At 40.1% G+C, this 17158-nt stretch carries 20 protein-coding genes; 14 read left to right on the top strand and 6 right to left on the bottom strand.

Features of this window, described 5'->3' with window-relative positions:
* Positions 1–49: 49 nt before the first annotated feature.
* Complete coding sequence (locus NYE63_RS19160; RefSeq protein WP_342602306.1) at positions 50–517, top strand: DUF4190 domain-containing protein; 468 nt, start codon at positions 50–52, stop codon at positions 515–517.
* A 102-nt stretch (positions 518–619) separates the two neighbouring features.
* Here NYE63_RS19160 and ispG read toward each other — a convergent pair whose 3' ends face one another.
* The 4 genes from ispG to NYE63_RS19140 all read right to left on the bottom strand — a co-directional run bounded on the left by ispG (position 620) and on the right by NYE63_RS19140 (position 3481).
* Complete coding sequence (gene ispG, locus NYE63_RS19155) at positions 620–1732, bottom strand: flavodoxin-dependent (E)-4-hydroxy-3-methylbut-2-enyl-diphosphate synthase (protein ID WP_185116202.1); 1113 nt, start codon at positions 1730–1732, stop codon at positions 620–622.
* Positions 1733–1945: 213 nt separating this feature from the next.
* Positions 1946–2278 carry a hypothetical protein gene (locus NYE63_RS19150; protein WP_342602305.1) on the bottom strand — a complete coding sequence of 111 codons (333 nt, stop codon included), beginning with the start codon at positions 2276–2278 and terminating at the stop codon, positions 1946–1948.
* 113 nt (positions 2279–2391) lie between these two features.
* On the bottom strand, positions 2392–2526 hold the full coding sequence (locus tag NYE63_RS19145) for an anti-repressor SinI family protein (protein WP_342602304.1): 135 nt from the start codon (positions 2524–2526) through the stop codon (positions 2392–2394).
* Positions 2527–2713: 187 nt separating this feature from the next.
* Positions 2714–3481: a DUF1189 domain-containing protein gene (locus NYE63_RS19140; RefSeq protein WP_342602303.1), complete on the bottom strand. Its 768-nt coding sequence runs from the start codon at positions 3479–3481 to the stop codon at positions 2714–2716.
* A 163-nt stretch (positions 3482–3644) separates the two neighbouring features.
* On the opposite strand from NYE63_RS19140, the gene NYE63_RS19135 reads away from it, so the two are divergent.
* The 9 genes from NYE63_RS19135 (at position 3645) to phoU (ending at position 13779) form a co-directional block, all read left to right on the top strand.
* A complete protein-coding gene (locus tag NYE63_RS19135) occupies positions 3645–4130 on the top strand; it encodes a DUF456 domain-containing protein (protein ID WP_342602302.1) in 486 nt (161 codons plus the stop codon).
* A 143-nt stretch (positions 4131–4273) separates the two neighbouring features.
* Complete coding sequence (gene sodA, locus NYE63_RS19130) at positions 4274–4882, top strand: superoxide dismutase SodA (protein ID WP_034308436.1); 609 nt, start codon at positions 4274–4276, stop codon at positions 4880–4882.
* 706 nt (positions 4883–5588) lie between these two features.
* Positions 5589–6809 carry an MFS transporter gene (locus NYE63_RS19125; protein WP_342602301.1) on the top strand — a complete coding sequence of 407 codons (1221 nt, stop codon included), beginning with the start codon at positions 5589–5591 and terminating at the stop codon, positions 6807–6809.
* Between the two features lie 193 nt (positions 6810–7002).
* Complete coding sequence (locus NYE63_RS19120) at positions 7003–9171, top strand: penicillin-binding protein 2 (RefSeq protein ID WP_342602300.1); 2169 nt, start codon at positions 7003–7005, stop codon at positions 9169–9171.
* Between the two features lie 207 nt (positions 9172–9378).
* The gene (locus NYE63_RS19115; protein WP_342602299.1) at positions 9379–10344 is read left to right on the top strand and encodes a PstS family phosphate ABC transporter substrate-binding protein; all 966 of its coding nucleotides are present in this window, start codon (positions 9379–9381) and stop codon (positions 10342–10344) included.
* Positions 10345–10482: 138 nt separating this feature from the next.
* Entirely contained in the window at positions 10483–11382 is a 900-nt protein-coding gene (pstC, locus tag NYE63_RS19110) for a phosphate ABC transporter permease subunit PstC (protein ID WP_342605827.1), read from the top strand.
* A 3-nt stretch (positions 11383–11385) separates the two neighbouring features.
* On the top strand, positions 11386–12264 hold the full coding sequence (pstA, locus tag NYE63_RS19105; protein WP_148358697.1) for a phosphate ABC transporter permease PstA: 879 nt from the start codon (positions 11386–11388) through the stop codon (positions 12262–12264).
* A 15-nt stretch (positions 12265–12279) separates the two neighbouring features.
* Positions 12280–13107 (top strand): phosphate ABC transporter ATP-binding protein PstB, encoded by an 828-nt coding sequence (gene pstB / locus NYE63_RS19100; protein ID WP_342602298.1) that lies wholly within the window; start codon positions 12280–12282, stop codon positions 13105–13107.
* An 18-nt stretch (positions 13108–13125) separates the two neighbouring features.
* Positions 13126–13779 (top strand): phosphate signaling complex protein PhoU, encoded by a 654-nt coding sequence (phoU, locus tag NYE63_RS19095; RefSeq protein ID WP_098187187.1) that lies wholly within the window; start codon positions 13126–13128, stop codon positions 13777–13779.
* A 63-nt stretch (positions 13780–13842) separates the two neighbouring features.
* On the opposite strand, the gene NYE63_RS19090 is transcribed toward phoU, so the two are convergent.
* Both NYE63_RS19090 and NYE63_RS19085 read right to left on the bottom strand, forming a co-directional pair.
* The gene (locus NYE63_RS19090) at positions 13843–14295 is read right to left on the bottom strand and encodes a hypothetical protein (RefSeq protein WP_342602297.1); all 453 of its coding nucleotides are present in this window, start codon (positions 14293–14295) and stop codon (positions 13843–13845) included.
* Positions 14296–14297: 2 nt separating this feature from the next.
* Complete coding sequence (locus tag NYE63_RS19085) at positions 14298–14678, bottom strand: hypothetical protein (RefSeq protein ID WP_342602296.1); 381 nt, start codon at positions 14676–14678, stop codon at positions 14298–14300.
* Between the two features lie 406 nt (positions 14679–15084).
* Between NYE63_RS19085 and NYE63_RS19080 the strand changes: the two genes are divergently transcribed.
* The 4 genes from NYE63_RS19080 (at position 15085) to NYE63_RS19065 (ending at position 16985) form a co-directional block, all read left to right on the top strand.
* Positions 15085–15702: a hypothetical protein gene (locus NYE63_RS19080; protein ID WP_148358701.1), complete on the top strand. Its 618-nt coding sequence runs from the start codon at positions 15085–15087 to the stop codon at positions 15700–15702.
* Between the two features lie 118 nt (positions 15703–15820).
* Positions 15821–15970, top strand: a complete 150-nt coding sequence (gene rpmG / locus NYE63_RS19075; protein WP_028391797.1) for a 50S ribosomal protein L33 — start codon at positions 15821–15823, stop codon at positions 15968–15970.
* Between the two features lie 177 nt (positions 15971–16147).
* Positions 16148–16720: a 5-formyltetrahydrofolate cyclo-ligase gene (locus NYE63_RS19070; protein WP_342602295.1), complete on the top strand. Its 573-nt coding sequence runs from the start codon at positions 16148–16150 to the stop codon at positions 16718–16720.
* Between the two features lie 76 nt (positions 16721–16796).
* On the top strand, positions 16797–16985 hold the full coding sequence (locus NYE63_RS19065; RefSeq protein ID WP_230303033.1) for a hypothetical protein: 189 nt from the start codon (positions 16797–16799) through the stop codon (positions 16983–16985).
* Positions 16986–17158 lie beyond the last annotated feature (173 nt).

Here is a 17158-nt window from a genome sequence, read left to right as displayed (position 1 = left end):
TTTTACATACACTATAAATGCTTCACAAACGAAAGTGAGGGATGCACGAATGGAAAAAGATCAATACTCCAGTATTGACGATGAAATGCAATTGGCGAAAGAGGGCAGTGAACCAAACGTTGTGGATGATCAGCTTCATGAGCGGTATTATAATGAAGATACACCTGAAGATGACAGACGATATGAAAGTCGTGGGACCATAACCAATATGGATAACCGATATCAGGAAGAAACGTCTGCTGAAATTTCAACACCGCCTCAGCTAATCAGGTCTTATAAGGATGAGCCTGCAGAGGCTGATGGTTCCGGGGATGTGGCATCAAGAGGGAAAGCGATTGGTGTCATAGCTTTGATCATCTCCATTTTATCTTTATTTATGATGCCTTTCCTTTTAGGGATTGTGGGTATCATTGTAGGGATAGTGGCCAGAAGCCGGGGATCGAACTTGGGTACTTGGGCCATCGGCATTGGTGCAGTCTCCATCATCGTTGGCATATTCATCCTGCCGTTCTTTTAAGCATCATTAAACCCTTTGATGTCATTTTCCAAAATGCATCAAAGGGTTTTTCAAATGAAAAAAACAAAAAATCCCGATAATGAAAATTCGGGATTTTTTGTTTTATTTATTTAGTAAAGCTGCAGCAGCAGCTTCCGCTCTTTGTTTTTCATAGTACTCTTCAGCGATTTTGTCAATTTCCTTTTTCAGTTCCTCGACCATCGTCTCTTCAGGCACTTTACGTACGATTTGACCTTTTCTAAACAGTAAACCTTCACCACGGGCACCGGCTATGCCGATATCAGCCTCACGGGCTTCTCCAGGGCCGTTTACCGCACAACCAAGCACTGATACCTTGATTGGTGCTTTAACCGTCTGGATGTACTCTTCAACTTCATTGGCGATGGAAATCAAATCAATCTCGATTCGACCGCAAGTAGGGCAGGAAATTAAAGTGGCCATGTTAGAAGCAAGGCCAAATACTTTTAGAAGTTCCCTTGCCACCTTCACTTCTTCGACAGGATCAGCACTTAAGGAAACACGCATCGTGCTTCCGATACCCTGACTTAGGATGGCACCTAGTCCGGCAGCGCTTTTTACGGTCCCGGAGAACAGTGTACCTGATTCTGTTATCCCGAGATGTAAAGGATAATCGAATGCTTTTGAAGCTTTTTCATATGCTTCGATGGCTAAATTCACATCGGAAGCCTTCATGGAAACGATAATGTCATGAAAATCGAGATCTTCCAGGATCTTGATATGGTGTAAAGCACTTTCCACCATTCCATCAGCAGTAGGGAAGCCGTATTTCTCGATGATTTTCTTCTCGAGAGAACCAGCATTGACCCCGATACGGATTGGGATTCCTTTAGCCTTCGCAGCTTTCACCACTGCTTCAACCTTTTCACGGCGTCCGATGTTACCAGGATTTATCCTGATCTTATCCGCTCCGCCTTCAATTGCCTTCAGAGCAAGTTTATAATCGAAATGAATATCGACTACAAGAGGGATGTTTATCCGTTTTTTTATCTCAGAGATTGCGTCAGCTGCTCTTTCATCCGGACAGGCGACACGTACGATTTGACATCCCGCTTCTTCAAGACGAAGGATTTCTGCTACCGTTGCTTCAACATCATGTGTTTTTGTAGTTGTCATGCTTTGTACTATAACTTCATTATTGCCGCCAATCGTTAAGTTTCCAACTTTAATTGGCCGCGTCTTGGTGCGATGTATGATTTCACTCAAGTGGAATTCTCTCCTTTAGGAAAAAATCAGTTTTGATTTTTAATTTGCTTCTCTGAAATATTGTATCAATGTACATACCAGTTGACAAGGAAATAGGACGCTATTCTTTTTTCGATACGAATCATTTCCTAATTTTTAGTTATATCCAAGGCTTAGAAATCCCTCTTAATGGTTCTTGTGAAGGCGCAGAACTCCATTTGACAGTCATTTATAAACGGGAATCTTATATGATTTGCCAATCTGCATATTTTCGGGATTCAATCCTTCATTCAAACTTTGAAAGTCAGAGATGATCGTTTCGATTGGCTGATTGGATGCGCCTTTTTCCGTTTCAACAATGGAGAGTAAGGTATCCCCGGGTTTCATGGTGATTTCTTTATAAGCAGCAGATGGTGCGGATGCAGGCTGGCTGGCCGGCATGGCCGGTTCGCCTGAAGAGGCAGGTGGATGGGAAGCCGGCAGGGTACCCGTAGTCAGATCGAAATAAATAATAAATAAAGTGAAACAGAATGAGATAAAAAGCAGTAGCCGTTTCAATTTTCCATCCTCCCAAGCTTGTCTTTAATTCATCTATACTTGGAGGGGGCTGAAAATATGCCTAAAAATGGGCGATTTTTCAAATGGGATGTAAAAGTGACCATTCAAATTTTCTATTTCAGTTGAGTAACTTCCTTATCATTTGAATGGATGCTAAGAAAGGAGCGAATTTCCTTTGGAGTCAGACCAATCTCTCTTGCCTCCATTATGAGCAACAACCACTGTATATCAATATTATTCTCCTTCACGTCAATCACCTCTTAAATACTATTTCAACCATAATTATAGGAATAACTTGGTGAGTATTTTGTCGAATTAAGTAGATATAAAAAATGATGACTATAGTCATATGCAGGAAAAAGGATGGATTACCCGATTTTAAGCAAGCAAAAAGATCCGGCCCAGGTGAGTCCGGATCTTTTTTGCATTTTAGGGTCAATTTCCGATTTTATCGGCAGATGTTTCTTTAATGGATAAATATAACATCATCAATGTCACAAACCAGCTAATGATTGAAGCGAATGGTACAATAGCTTGAAAAGCATCCATGATGGCGAAGAATATGGTGGCAAGCGTAATGCTGTAAGCAGCAATTCTCCAAAGATGCCTATAGGAAAGAGAACGGCCGAGAGCATTTTTGAAAAGAAGGCCGAAAGCGGCAAGGATTGTCACTTTAATGAAGATACCGCTAGCGGTAAACAGGTATAATATAAGTAGAAGCAATGGAAGGATGATCGGCAGCACAGATTCAACTGAATCAAGCCAAGTGGATATTTCCTGATTATCTCCCTCCAGAACGGAATATGGAGAGGATTGTACGTTGCCTCCAGATACGAAAACCAGATCAGACTTTAAAAGCGCGACAGCCTCATCAGCTTTTGCAGCTACTTCTTCCGGGGTCAAGGTCCCCGTACCATCTACAAAAATTTGATATCCGTTTTTATTCAGGCTAAATGGCTCATCTTTTTCAGTCGTCAACGTGCCATTTTTGATTTCAAATGCCGGTAAGTCCTCAGATACTGTTTCATGCATGGTATCTATCCCGTCAACTATCATTGTACCGAAATAAAAAGCTGAAGGGAGAAAGGCGATGAGACTTATAAAGAATACGAATAAAATCGTTTTCCCGATACCTTGGTTTTGAAAGGAAGCGATATCTTTAGGAGAATATAAGCTTACCCACAGTTGTTTGAATATGTTCAATGTTTTCAGCACCTAACTATATAAGATTCCTAACCAATTTTAACTATATGGGAAAAATAAAACAACCTGTATTCTGCTTCATTGGTTTCAACCATAAGTAAAGAGGCAATTATGGAGAGATAAAGGCAAATTATAAATGAAATGAGAAAGGGGCGTTTTAGTTATGGATACACTATTTTGGATAATAATTATCCTCATGTTCATAATGGGCTTTGTCGGTCTGATTTTTCCGATCATCCCAAGTGTTTTATTCATTTTCGGCGGAATATTGTTATATGGACTATTTTATTCATTTGAACCATTTGGTTGGTTTTTCTGGACGGTCCAAATTTTATTCGTCATCCTTTTATTCGCAGCTGATTACATTGCGAACATGGTCGGGGTCAAAAAATATGGCGGCACGAAAGCGGGAATTTGGGGAAGTACGATTGGGCTTCTGGTCGGGCCATTCGTGATTCCGTTCGTCGGAATACTAATAGGTCCATTCATCGGGGCATTCCTGGCAGAGATCCTAGTACATAAAAAAGACCCGGTCACTGCTTCCAAAATCGGCCTTGGTTCCGTTGTAGGCTTTATAAGCAGCGTAATTACAAAAGGCATCATTCAACTTCTGATGATTGCATATTTTATATTCGTGGTATTCTCATAGGAAATATAATCGAAAAATGAAAAATTGAGGCATAAGGTTTGAAACGGTTACAAAAATTTGATACTCTATTGCTAGCGAGCTTTAGGTATCTTTCGAGAACTGAAGCCCTCAAAAAAACAGCTTACATAGGGAGGAATTTTATTATGGCTTTTGAACTTCCACAATTACCGTATGCATATGATGCATTAGAACCACACATCGACAAAGAAACAATGAACATTCACCACACTAAACATCACAACACATATGTGACAAACCTGAACAATGCGCTAGAAGGCAACCAAGAACTTCTAAGCAAAAGCGTTGAAGAAATCGTCGCTAACCTTGACGCAGTACCTGAAGCTGTTCGTACAGCTGTACGCAACAATGGTGGCGGACATGCTAACCACACTTTATTCTGGGAAATCCTTTCACCTAACGGCGGCGGACAACCAACTGGTGAATTAGCGGATGCTATCACTTCAAAATTCGGAAGCTTTGACAGCTTTAAAGAAGAGTTCGCTAAAGCGGCTACTACTCGTTTTGGATCTGGCTGGGCTTGGCTTGCAGTCAACAATGGCGAGTTGGAAGTAACAAGTACACCGAACCAAGACAATCCATTATCAGAAGGTAAAACACCGCTTCTTGGATTGGACGTTTGGGAACATGCTTACTACCTAAACTACCAAAACCGCCGTCCTGAATACATCAATTCTTTCTGGAATGTTGTAAACTGGGATGAAGTTGCAAAACGTTACAGCGCTGCAAAATAATTTGTAATTAGTTAACAAAAGACGGGAATCCCCTTTTCAGGGGAGCCCGTCTTTTTTTGTTTCTTTTATATGGCTTTTATGAAACCAGTGTAAGTGGAACTACTTCTCTGTCTTCGCCATCCTGTCTCGCCAATCGAAGAGTTTTCTTTATACTGTTCTTAATATAAAAGGAAGAGCTTAAAGGAAACCAGTATAAGGGCAACTACTTCTCTGTCTTCGCCATCCTGTCTCTCCAATCGAAGAGTTTTCTTTATACTGTTCTTAATATAAAAGGAAGAGCTTAAAGGAAACCAGTATAAGGGCAACTACTTCTCTGTCTTCGCCATCCTGTCTCTCCAATCGAAGAGTTTTCTGTATACTGTTCTTGATATAAAAGGAAGAGGTTTTAAGGAAACCAGTATAAGGGCAACTACTTCTCTGTCTCGCCAATCGAAGAGTTTTCTTTATACTGTTTTGTATAAAAGGAAGAGCTTTTAAGGAAACCAGTATAAGGGCAACTACTTCTCTGTCTTCGCCATCCTGTCTCGCCAATCGAAGAGTTTTCTTTATACTGTTCTTGATATAAAAGGAAGAGCTTTTAAGGAAACCAGTATAAGGGCAACTACTTCTCTGTCTTCGCCAATCGAAGAGTTTTCTTTACCTTTTTTTACATAAATTCTTTTGTTTTTTCAAACACTAGAGTGGAATTTAAAGGAGAGTTAAAACAATGGGTATTTTAGAGAGATGGTTGGGTGAAGCGGGAGGGAAGAAGGATCTGCACCTCCTTTTGTTTATTGGCGGGCTGTACAGCCTAAGTATTGCTTTATCCAATACATTCGTTAATGTGTACTTGTGGAAACAATCCGGTCAAATTGTTGATATTGCCGTATATAATCTAACCGTGGTGCTTTTTCAACCGCTTACTTTTGTCTTTGCTGGCAGGCTGGCGAAAAAGGTTGATCGAATTATTGTTTTGCGTCTAGGTGTTATCTTTTTGGCCCTATTTTATTTATCAGTCCTATTGGTCGGCACACGGGCAACAGATTTCCTTTGGTTGCTTGGAGGACTATTAGGAATCGGTTATGGGTTTTATTGGCTTGCCTATAATGTATTGACTTTTGAGATAACTGAACCGGAAACAAGGGATTTCTTCAATGGTTTTTTAGGGATTTTATCATCACTTGGGGGAATGGTCGGTCCGATTCTTTCAGGGTTCATCATTTCGAGGCTTGAAAAATTCACGGGATATTCTATTGTATTCGGATTGTCTTTACTATTGTTTTCCGTTGCGGTGTTTCTTAGCTTTTCGTTAAAAAGACGTCCAGCGCATGGCAGATACTGTTTCCTTAGGATATTGCAGGAAAGGAAAAACAATCGGAATTGGCTTTTGATCACTCGTGCTCACTTTTTTCAAGGGATACGAGAAGGTACATTCATGTTCATCATTTCGATTACTGTTTTCATTCAGACGGATAGTGAACTTGCCTTAGGGAGCTATGGTCTGTTAAATTCGGCTATATCATTCGTTGCGTATTTTTTTGCTTCACGATATATAAAACAGCCGATGCGAAAAAAAGCGATTCTTATTGGAGGAATCCTGTTGTATGCAGGGGTCTTATTGATTGCATTTGATATCACATTCGGGAAGCTTCTCATTTATGGGGCAATTGTCGCTACCGCTTATCCTATTCTTTTGGTACCTTATATATCATTGACTTATGACATTATAGGCCGCGCTTGGAAAGCAGCGGAAATGAGGATTGAATATATCGTTGTCCGGGAACTGTTCGTTCATATTGGAAGGATTGTATCCATATCAGGATTCATACTTTCCGTCATGTTTTTCGACCTAAAGCAATTACTGCCGATTTATCTGTTAATCGTCGGTGCAGGGCATACCGTGATATATTGGTTTGTACGGAAAATCGATATCATTGACCAAGATTGAAAAAGAGGCCTTAGCGGCCTCTTTTCAATATACATGACTTATGGTTTTAGGATTTATGAGCCGTAAGTCACTTTTTATGTAAAGTTCGTTAGATGTTTAATATTTCTAGAACACTAAGGTAGAAAAAAATATAAATGTTCTATAGAATAGTATAGGACTATTATGACTATGTAAAAAGGATGTGTGGCTTAGTGTGAATAAAAAGAAAAAGAAAAAGACGCATGTGCCTTTCAGATTGAATATTCTTTTCTTTTTAGTGTTTGTTTTGTTTTCCGCTTTAATTTTACGCTTGGGTGTTGTACAGATTGTTTATGGTGATGATTACCGGCGTGAGATTGAAAGAACAGAGGAAGTGACCGTGAATAATTCGGTGCCCCGTGGGAAAATGTATGACCGTAATTTAAAACTGATGGTCGATAACCAACCACTGGATGCAATTACATATACACGAAAGCAAGGTACGAAACAAACGGAAATGGTGGAAACGGCTGAGAAACTCGCGAAGTTGATTGAAAAGGACACAAAAAAAGTGACTGAGCGAGATAAAAAGGATTTTTGGATTTTAAATAATCCAAAGTTGGCCGAGAAAAAGATCACGGATAAAGAGCGGAAAAAAGTGGAAGAGGGCGAGATGGAAGAAAGTGATTTGTATAAGCTTCAGCTTGATCGGATTACTTTAGATGAAATGAAGCTTTCGGAAAAAGATCTGGAAGTCCTTGCCATCTATAGGGAATTTGCAAGCGGATATGCCCTTACCCCGCAAATTGTAAAAAACAAGAAAGTAACAAAAGAAGAATTCGCCAAGGTGAGTGAAAACCTTGATTCTCTCCCTGGGGTCGATATATCTACAGATTGGGATCGTTTTTATACATATAATAAAACACTTAAATCTGTATTGGGTAAAGTTTCTTCATCTGAAGAGGGGTTGCCTAGTGAAAGCCTGAACTACTACCTTGCACGTGATTACAGCCGGAATGACCGTGTAGGTAAGAGTTATATTGAGGCGCAATATGAGGATATCCTCCAAGGGCAGAAAGCGAAAGTAAGGAATGTGACCGATAAATCAGGAAATGTTGTCGATTCCGAAGTGATTACTGAAGGTTCGCGAGGAAAAGATCTTATATTGACAGTTGATATGGATTTACAGCTTGCAACAGAGGAAATCATTGAAAAGCAATTGATTGCCAAGAAAAAAATGGGTAACACCAAATTCTTGGACAGGGCCTTTGTCGTCATGATGGATCCCGATACAGGGGAAGTATTAACGATGGCTGGGAAGAAATATGAGAAGGACCCAAAAACGGGGAAATCCTCGATTGAGGACTTCGCATTAGGAAATATCACGACTTCCTATACAATGGGCTCCTCAGTAAAAGGCGCAACTGTTTTGACTGGTTATCAGCAAGGAGCCATTCAGCCAGGTACATACTTTTATGATACGAAGCTGAAGATTAAGGGTACAAAGGAAAAAGGCTCATATAGTAACTTCGGGAACATTAATGATTTGACCGCATTGAAAGTATCCTCGAACGTTTATATGTTCAGAACGGCAATTAATATTGCAGGTGCAAAATATGTTCCGAACGAACCATTAAATATAAGTTCAAGCGCCTTTTCAACCATGCGTAATTCATTTGCCCAGTTTGGCTTGGGTGTCCGAACGGGGATCGACCTCCCGAATGAAATGAGTGGATTCAAAGGTTCGGAAACGTCACCAGGTAAGCTGCTTGACCTCGCTATCGGACAGTACGATACGTACACACCGATGCAGCTTGTGCAGTATGTTTCAGCCATTGCAAATGGCGGTAACCGCATGAAGCCGCATATGGTTAAGGAAATCCGTGATCCTGTTGATAATAATGAGGAATTGGGTCCTGTTGCGGAAGACGTTTCACCAACTGTCCTTAATCGTCTTGAGATGAAGGAAGAATGGATAGAACGTGTGCAGAGCGGTTTCGAGAAAGTTTCGATGGAACAAGGCGGAACAGCTTATACTTACTTTGGGAATAAGTCATATACGGTAGCGGCTAAAACCGGAACGGCGCAAGCGTTCTATGATGGTCCGAACCGAGCGGATTATAGCGAACCTCAAGATACGATGAATATCACGTTGGTCGGCTATGCCCCTGCTAAAAATCCGGAAGTTGCTTTTGCTGTTGTTGTCCCGTGGGCTTATCAAGGACATTCGGGCCACAGCATGAGTAAAGAGATAGGTGAAGAAATTATGGATACTTATTTCGAACTGAAAAAAGAACGGGCTAAGAAGGAAAATACCGAAACCTCGACTGATTTGAAAGTGGAGAATGGTAAAGACGTTCAAAAGGACCAGGCTGAAGTTAGGGAAAGTCAAGAAAATGAATAAAAGGTTAAAACACGTTTTTGGGTAAAACCGAAAGCGTGTTTTTTTTGCATTTTATAGGACTGGATCAGTACAGTTCTTTCGTCTTTACAATTAACACACAATTGTTTACTGAATATTTACAAACGCTTTAAACGGAATTTACAGTCTGAACGTATGATGTGAGAGTAGGACAAAATATTCATATAAAATTCTTAGGGGGATTTACAAATGAGACGTTTCAAATTTATGGCTATGACCGCAGTAATGGGTGGAGTAATCGCAGTGGCAGCTGGATGTGGATCTAATGATACTTCAAACAGCGGTAAAGGAAATGAAGCGGCTTCAGATCAACTGCAGGGCGAAGTTATTACGGATGGTTCTTCAACGGTCTTTCCGATCATGGAGGCAGTTGCCGAAGAATATATGGCTACACAGCCTGATGTGAAGGTTTCAGTGGGATCGTCAGGAACAGGTGGGGGATTCAAGAAATTCATCGCTGGTGATACGGACCTAGCCAATGCATCCCGCCCGGTCAAAGAAGAAGAAAGTGCCTTACTTGATGAAAATGGAGTTAAATATACAGAATTGAAACTGGCATTTGACGGTATTTCAATCGTCGCCAATAAAGATAATGAATTCATCGATTCACTAACAGTCGAAGAGCTTCAAAAACTTTGGGTTGATAATGGAAAGGTGAAGAAATGGTCTGATATACGTCCTGAATGGCCGAAGGAAGAAATTAAATTCTACTCTCCGGGAACAGATTCAGGCACATATGATTATTTCAATGAAGTGATCCTTGAAGAAAAACCAATGGTGGAAAATGCTACGCTTTCAGAAGATGATAACGTTCTTGTACAAGGTGTAGAAGGTGATAAGAATGCGATTGGATTCTTCGGTTATGCCTACTACTCTGAAAATAAAGATAAGTTAAAGATCATTTCCATCGACAACGGAAAAGGTGCAGTAGAGCCAACGCATGAAACGATTAAGAGTGGGGAGTATGCACCATTGTCACGTCCACTTTACACATATGTAGCTAATAAGTCGGTAGCTGAAAAAGAACAAGTTGCAGATTATACTCAATTCGTCATTGAAAATGCAGGAGAGCTTGCTGAAGAAGTGGGTTATATCAGCCTGCCGGAAGAAGAGTACAAGAAAGATCTTGATAAATTAAAAGAACTGGAAAAATAAACGATATTACAGGCTACTGATATCCCGCCTTGACTCGATTAAGGCGGGGGTAACAGCTTGTAAATCCAAATATTGCGTGTCTGAAATGGAGGATGCAAGTTGGAACTTAGAAAAACAGAAACCTATTCTGTACAGCAAATGATCCTGGAAAAGAAAAGTAAGAAAAAAATGAATATGGAAAAAGTCATACCTAAGCTTTTGTTCCTTACGGCGGCAATTTCCGTTTTCACTACAATCGGGATCATCCTGACGCTTATATTTGAAACATTTATCTTTTTTGACAGAGTATCTATCGTCGAGTTTTTTACAGAAGCTAAATGGCTGCCATTTGCATCTACACCTTCCTTTGGGATTATGCCCCTTATTGTTGGAACGTTGAAGATAACAGTCATAGCAGCGGTGGTTGCAGTTCCAGTCGGGCTTGCAACAGCCATTTTCTTGAGTGAATATGCATCTGAGAAAACACGGAGAATCATCAAGCCGATTTTAGAAGTTTTAGCTGGGATTCCTACTATCGTTTACGGCTTCTTTGCCTTAACTTTTGTAACACCGGTTTTGCGGGATTTATTTCCTTTCCTTGACATGTTCAATGCCTTAAGTCCTGGGATCGTTGTAGGTATCATGATCATGCCGATGATAGCCTCTTTGTCGGAAGATGCCCTTGTATCGGTACCGAAGTCGATTCGCGAAGGTGCGTATGCTTTAGGAGCAACGAAACTCGAAACGACAATTAAAGTGGTATTGCCAGCAGCCATTTCAGGTATTGTGGCATCCATCGTTCTTGCTTTATCCAGAGCGATCGGGGAAACCATGATTGTGAGTGTTGCCGGTGGCTCGACACCAAATATGAACATGGATGTAACATCATCGATTCAAACGATGACCGCTTATATCGTTCAGGTCAGTTCGGGGGATGCAGGGTACGGGACAACGATTTACTACAGCATATATGCGGTTGGAATGACACTGTTCGTCTTTACGCTTATCATGAATTTACTGGCGCAGTTCATCTCTCGCAGGTTCAGGGAGGAATATTAAGACATGAAACTGATTAACAAAAGTCATGTTGCAAAAAAAATGCCCGTTAGGCTGGCTGTTAACACGATTTGTAAAGGATTATTCTTCTTGGCAACATTGGTTGGCCTCATTGTATTGGCCATCTTATTTTATCGGATATTCACTCAAGGAATTGGTAGTCTGAATGGGGATTTCCTTCAGAATTTCGCTTCCAGGAAACCTGAAGAAGCTGGTATAAAGGCAGCGCTGATCGGTTCAATATGGTTGATGGTAGTGGTGGCTCCAGTTTCCCTGCTGCTAGGTGTTGGAACGGCCATTTATTTAGAGGAATATGCCAGGAAGAATTGGATCACCACTTTTATCAAAGTGAATATTTCCAATTTGGCTGGTGTCCCGTCAATAGTATTTGGACTGCTGGGCTTAACGGTTTTCGTTCGTGCTCTAGCCTTGGACCGGTCCATATTGGCAGCAGGCTTGACCATGAGCCTACTGGTTCTCCCGGTCATCATAGTTGCTGCCCAAGAGGCCATACGTGCAGTTCCTCGTGATTTAAGGGAAGCTTCATTTGGAATGGGTGCTACAAAGTGGCAAACGATTTTGAAAGTGGTTCTACCTGCTGCGATACCTGGAATTTTAACTGGGGGCATACTTGCTTTGTCACGGGCAATCGGTGAAACGGCGCCATTAGTGGTTGTTGGCATACCAATGTTCATCGCCTTTTTACCTCAAACGGTCATGGATACATTTACAGTACTGCCAATGCAAATCTATAACTGGACATCTCGTCCGCAGGAGGAATTCCAGCAGGTGGCTGCCGCGGGAATCATCGTTTTACTCTTCCTGTTAATCTTCATGAATTCAATAGCGGTTATAATTCGAAATAAATTCCAGAAAAGATACTGATAGGAGGAAGGAAGCATGAATATGACCTTAACGAGAGAACAAGAGTCACCGGCAATCGGGATCGATCATGTCGGATCAGCAGCCTTGACGGAAAAGGTGTATGAAACATCCAATCTCAATTTATGGTATGGAGAAAACCATGCTTTGAAAAATATTAATCTGGATATGCATCAAAATGAAGTGACGGCCATCATAGGGCCTTCAGGATGTGGGAAATCCACCTACATCAAAACATTGAACCGAATGATAGAACTAGTCCCGGATGTTAAAACGACAGGCCAGATCAAATATAGGAACAGGAATATCCTCGATCAGTCCTATAAGGTGGAAGATTTAAGGACACAGGTGGGGATGGTCTTCCAAAAGCCTAATCCTTTTCCTAAATCAATTTATGAAAATGTTGTATACGGACCAAAGATCCATGGAATTAAAAATAAAAAAATTCTTGATGAGATCGTTGAAAAGAGTTTAAAAGGGGCAGCCATTTGGGATGAAGTGAAAGACCGTCTTCATGAAAATGCATATGGACTTTCAGGTGGACAGCAACAGCGCCTTTGTATTGCCAGATGTTTGGCAATCGAACCAGATGTCATTTTAATGGATGAACCGACTTCTGCCCTTGATCCGATATCCACTTTGAAAATAGAAGAACTGGTCCAAGAACTGAAAAAGGATTTCAGCATCATCATCGTTACCCATAACATGCAGCAGGCTGCACGTATCTCTGATAAAACGGCCTTCTTCTTAAATGGGGAAGTCATCGAATATTCCGACACTAACACCATCTTTTCGAACCCGAATGATAAGAGAACAGAAGATTATATTACCGGACGTTTTGGCTAATGAAAAGGAGATGCGACAATGGTTGTTCGTGAAAATTTTGAGCTTCAATTAAAAGAATTGCAAGAGAAAATAGTGAAGTTGGCTAATTTAGCTTCAGGTGCGATATCAAAATCATTTACCGCACTGGAAAACAAGAATGTTGAAGAGGCTCTTGAAGTTATTGATGATGATACAATAGCTGATTTACTAGAAGAGGAAATTAATGACTTTGCAATTTTACTGATTGCTAAGCAACAGCCGGTTGCGATTGATTTAAGGCGTATCATTGCTGCCATAAAAATAGCTTCAGATATTGAAAGGATGGCGGATTTTGGCGTCAATATCGCTAAATCAGCCATCCGAATCGGTGACCAGCCATTTATTCTGCCTTTAACGCCATTAAAGCAGATGCATGATATTACATTAAAGATGATTGAACTTTCGATAGATGCATTCGAGAAGGAAGATGTTGTTCTTTCAAGAGAAATCATTGAAATGGATGATGAGGTCGATCGCTTTTATGGAGAGATGATTCGAAGTCTCCTTCGACTTTCAGATGAAAAAAACCTTCAGCAGATCACACAACTTTCTTTAATTGCCCGTTATTTAGAAAGAACGGCTGACCATACAACGAATATAGCTGAAAACATTTATTTTCTAGTAAGAGGGAGATATATTGGCAGGAATGAATGAACCCATCCTGAAAAAAGAGAGGCTTTTAAATGGACCATGTCCGAGAAAAAGTCTCTCTTTTCATTAATGGGTCAAAGTATTGGCCAATTGTCTATATGTCATATTATTAGTAACAACAAACTCGCCGATTTGTATTTTTTTTGAGAAATCATGGTCATTCATGTAAGCTTCAAATTCAGCAGAATCATCGATGATTTTTTCCTTGGAAAGGCTATCGACAATTTCGGTTGTGGTCATATTAGCTTTCACTTTAATTGTATAGGAGAGAATAGAGGGATCTTTTTTTGAAGCCTCTTCCTCCATTAAATCTTTATCCGGATCCTCAGGTTGGACGGTCTTTTTAGCTTCCTTCATAGGAAGAGTAACGACGAATCCCTGCTTCACGAGCAATTCCTTAGCTTCCTCTGTAGTAGGAGTGGTGCCTTCGAATAATCCGCTGCCATAATAAAAGCCTGCAAAGATTGTTGTTGTAAAAATGATACCGGCGGAAAGACCTTGCAGTCTTGCTTTGTTCATTCTCATTCACCCCGCAATCTTTGCTGCTCGATCACTGAAATGGTTTGTTCCTTCGTTAATGAGGATTGTCTAGCGATCTGGTCTAAAGAAAGACCTTGACTATATAAAGATAGAACCTGGCTTTTTAGAATTTCATGAATAGGTTCGATATCATTGGAATTGACAGTTGATTTATTCTTTACAGGGGGAACAGGGTCGTCCTGGATAACGAATTCCTCTTCAAGAATTTTCACCTTCTTCTTTAATTGGTAGATATCCTGCATATACGTTAGTGTCATCTGTTCTAAATCTTCTTCTAATTTGGTAACTTTATCTTTACCGAAAAAGGAAATGATGAGAAGGACGATCGCTAATGAAAAAAGGAGGATGATAAGTGTTTCCATGTTTTCACCTCAAAAGATAAATTTCGACAATATATTTATATTTTACACATATTTTTAAAAAAATGGAGATTTTCATATTCAAAGTGGGCCGTATATTTCATTTGTTGTCTGTTTTTTTAAAAATATTGTCGAAAAGCCTTATGACCGTCGTTGAAGAAAAAAAATTAGGTATTAAAATGGGAAAAAAACCTTTGGGAGATAACATACATAAAATTCGACAAAAAGTGTTTATTGTCCATCGGCCAATTCAGTGCTAACATAAAGATAGAATAAATCGAAAAAACGAAATATTTTGAATAGTTAAAAATTGATGAACCTATAAGAAAATGGTGTGCAGATTCTAAAGTGGATAGTTTCACTGTCAGCGCCTAACGATAAGTTATATAAGGATAAAGAAGGGGAAGGGATGATTATTATGAATTCGCTATTCGCGTATATGCCGCAGGATAACCAGGATATATTTCGTAAAGGATTAAAGGCTGGGTTATGGATGGATGAGAGTTTTGATTGGTATCCTGAGGAAGATATGATGAGTCATCCTAATGGAGAGATCCGGACACTTTCACAAACATATACCCAAGGACAGGTGACCTTTTCGAAGTTCACGATTAGGAATACCTCATTCGAGACTAAGCGCCCTAAAGTGTTTTTTCACTATGAAAACGCTTTCGAAAGGCAAGCGGTCGCTTTTTACAGCCCGAATGAACGGGCGATTTTACATGTAGCCCCTCAATCGATTGCCTTATTGGGTGGATTGGTGAAAGGAAAGAGCATCGCTCAATATTGCATTCAAGGAAAGGGAAGCCTTTATCAAGAGGGATGCTTCAAATCATTGAAAGAAGGGCTCCTGGCTTATTCACCGCTGGCCAAAGGGGAAGTTACTAGCGTGTTTACGTTAGAGACGGAAATTTTACCGAAAGAATGTGTGGAAGCTGTGGCTTGGGTCATTCATGCTGAAACGAAAGAAGAAGCGAAAGTTATAAATAATCAGCTCCTTCTGACGATGCAAAACGTGAACAATTAAGAATTCAAAAAAGTTAATGTTGGATTTCCCAAAAAACATACTAGCAATTCGCATTGAATAATGCTATTATAGAAAAGTCCTATGTGAAAAAGTCAATATGTTTGGAGGGAAATACACAATGCGCGTGAATATTACATTAGCTTGCACTGAATGTGGAGACCGTAACTATATTTCTAAAAAAAATAAACGTAACAATCCAGACCGTCTTGAGCTTAAAAAATACTGCTCAAGAGAAAAACGCAGCACGACTCACCGTGAAACAAAGTAAGCAACAGGATTTTTCCTGTTGTTTTTTTTATGCATTTTTTTTAATTCCTCGTTCTCTCTTTCCTTTAGTGAATATTTTCAGAATGCACTAATAATTCAGCGATTTCCGCACCGTATTTTCGTAAATGAACAAATATTATGAGATAATGATAGAAGTTGACTAAAGGAGTCGGAAAAGATGAGAGAAAACAAGAATAAGCTCCGCCAAGAAGTTAAGTCCCGTTTAATGGAGCTGACTAAAAAAGAACATGAAGAACTATCGAACAGAATCGCTGAAAACTTATTTTCACTTGAGGAATGGAAAAAAGCTGAAACAATTGGCATCACCATCTCCATTCCTCCTGAAGTTCCAACGGTACGAATCATCGAACAAGCATGGAGTGAAGGAAAAGAAGTGGCTGTACCAAAATGTGATCCTGAAAAAAAGACAATGGAATTCAAAAAAATTTCGTCCTTCAATCAGCTGGAGTCTGTTTATTACGGATTGCTAGAACCAGTGGCTGAAGCAGCCAAGGCTCGCAAAGAGGAATTGGATGCATTGATCGTACCCGGTCTTGCTTTTACCAAGGAAGGGTATCGCCTAGGCTTTGGAGGGGGCTATTATGACCGTTTCCTATCTTATTACCGAGGATATACATTGGCCCTTACATACGAGCTTCAATTAATGGATGAACTCCCGATAGAGGTACATGATATAGCGGTCGGCAAGCTCATTACCCCATCCAGGGTTATACGCACGTACGCCCATTAAGAAGAAGTTAATTATTTATCACTTTTAGCTCATAAAAATCCTGCCCTGTATCAAACTATTGATAGGAGGGATTGTTATGCTTCGATTAATTATTCAAATCTTCTTGGTTGGTTTAGTTGTTTATGCAGGTTACCAAAACCGGTACCGCCTGATAAATGTTGTGCTGTCCAACGGCATACTGAGAAGATTTCTAGTGACTAAATCCTTGGATATGCCAATGTTCAGGGATAAAATGATGCAAAGCATGTTCACTCAGACCAAATGAGGCTGCCGGCATCTTAAAAAGGAACCTGATCAGGGGTTCCTTTTTTATTTATAAGGATAGGGGGAGAGTGGATTTTAAACTGTCTCCTTTTTTACTTTTTACATGATTTCGTCTATAGTTTTAATTAAAGAAACAGGAATTAGAAGCTTAAGTTTCATTGGAAAGTAGGGAAG

The sequence above is a fragment of the Peribacillus sp. FSL E2-0159 genome (assembly GCF_038643155.1).
GTDB lineage: Bacteria > Bacillota > Bacilli > Bacillales > DSM-1321 > Peribacillus > Peribacillus simplex.
Note: the sequence above shows the minus strand (reverse complement) of the source record. Positions and strands in the feature narration are given on the sequence as shown.

Bases quoted from the DNA above. Each gene is read 5' to 3' on its own strand.
- NYE63_RS19160 (WP_342602306.1), top strand. From the start codon at position 50: ATGGAAAAAGATCAATACTCCAGTATTGACGATGAAATGCAATTGGCG.
- NYE63_RS19115 (WP_342602299.1), top strand. From the start codon at position 9,379: ATGAGACGTTTCAAATTTATGGCTATGACCGCAGTAATGGGTGGAGTA.
- NYE63_RS19070 (WP_342602295.1), top strand. From the start codon at position 16,148: ATGAGAGAAAACAAGAATAAGCTCCGCCAAGAAGTTAAGTCCCGTTTA.
- NYE63_RS19065 (WP_230303033.1), top strand. From the start codon at position 16,797: ATGCTTCGATTAATTATTCAAATCTTCTTGGTTGGTTTAGTTGTTTAT.
- phoU (WP_098187187.1), top strand. From the start codon at position 13,126: ATGGTTGTTCGTGAAAATTTTGAGCTTCAATTAAAAGAATTGCAAGAG.
- pstC (WP_342605827.1), top strand. From the start codon at position 10,483: ATGATCCTGGAAAAGAAAAGTAAGAAAAAAATGAATATGGAAAAAGTC.
- NYE63_RS19080 (WP_148358701.1), top strand. From the start codon at position 15,085: ATGATTATTATGAATTCGCTATTCGCGTATATGCCGCAGGATAACCAG.
- pstA (WP_148358697.1), top strand. From the start codon at position 11,386: ATGAAACTGATTAACAAAAGTCATGTTGCAAAAAAAATGCCCGTTAGG.
- NYE63_RS19085 (WP_342602296.1), bottom strand. From the start codon at position 14,678: ATGGAAACACTTATCATCCTCCTTTTTTCATTAGCGATCGTCCTTCTC.
- pstB (WP_342602298.1), top strand. From the start codon at position 12,280: ATGAATATGACCTTAACGAGAGAACAAGAGTCACCGGCAATCGGGATC.
- NYE63_RS19090 (WP_342602297.1), bottom strand. From the start codon at position 14,295: ATGAACAAAGCAAGACTGCAAGGTCTTTCCGCCGGTATCATTTTTACA.
- NYE63_RS19125 (WP_342602301.1), top strand. From the start codon at position 5,589: ATGGGTATTTTAGAGAGATGGTTGGGTGAAGCGGGAGGGAAGAAGGAT.
- rpmG (WP_028391797.1), top strand. From the start codon at position 15,821: ATGCGCGTGAATATTACATTAGCTTGCACTGAATGTGGAGACCGTAAC.
- NYE63_RS19135 (WP_342602302.1), top strand. From the start codon at position 3,645: ATGGATACACTATTTTGGATAATAATTATCCTCATGTTCATAATGGGC.
- sodA (WP_034308436.1), top strand. From the start codon at position 4,274: ATGGCTTTTGAACTTCCACAATTACCGTATGCATATGATGCATTAGAA.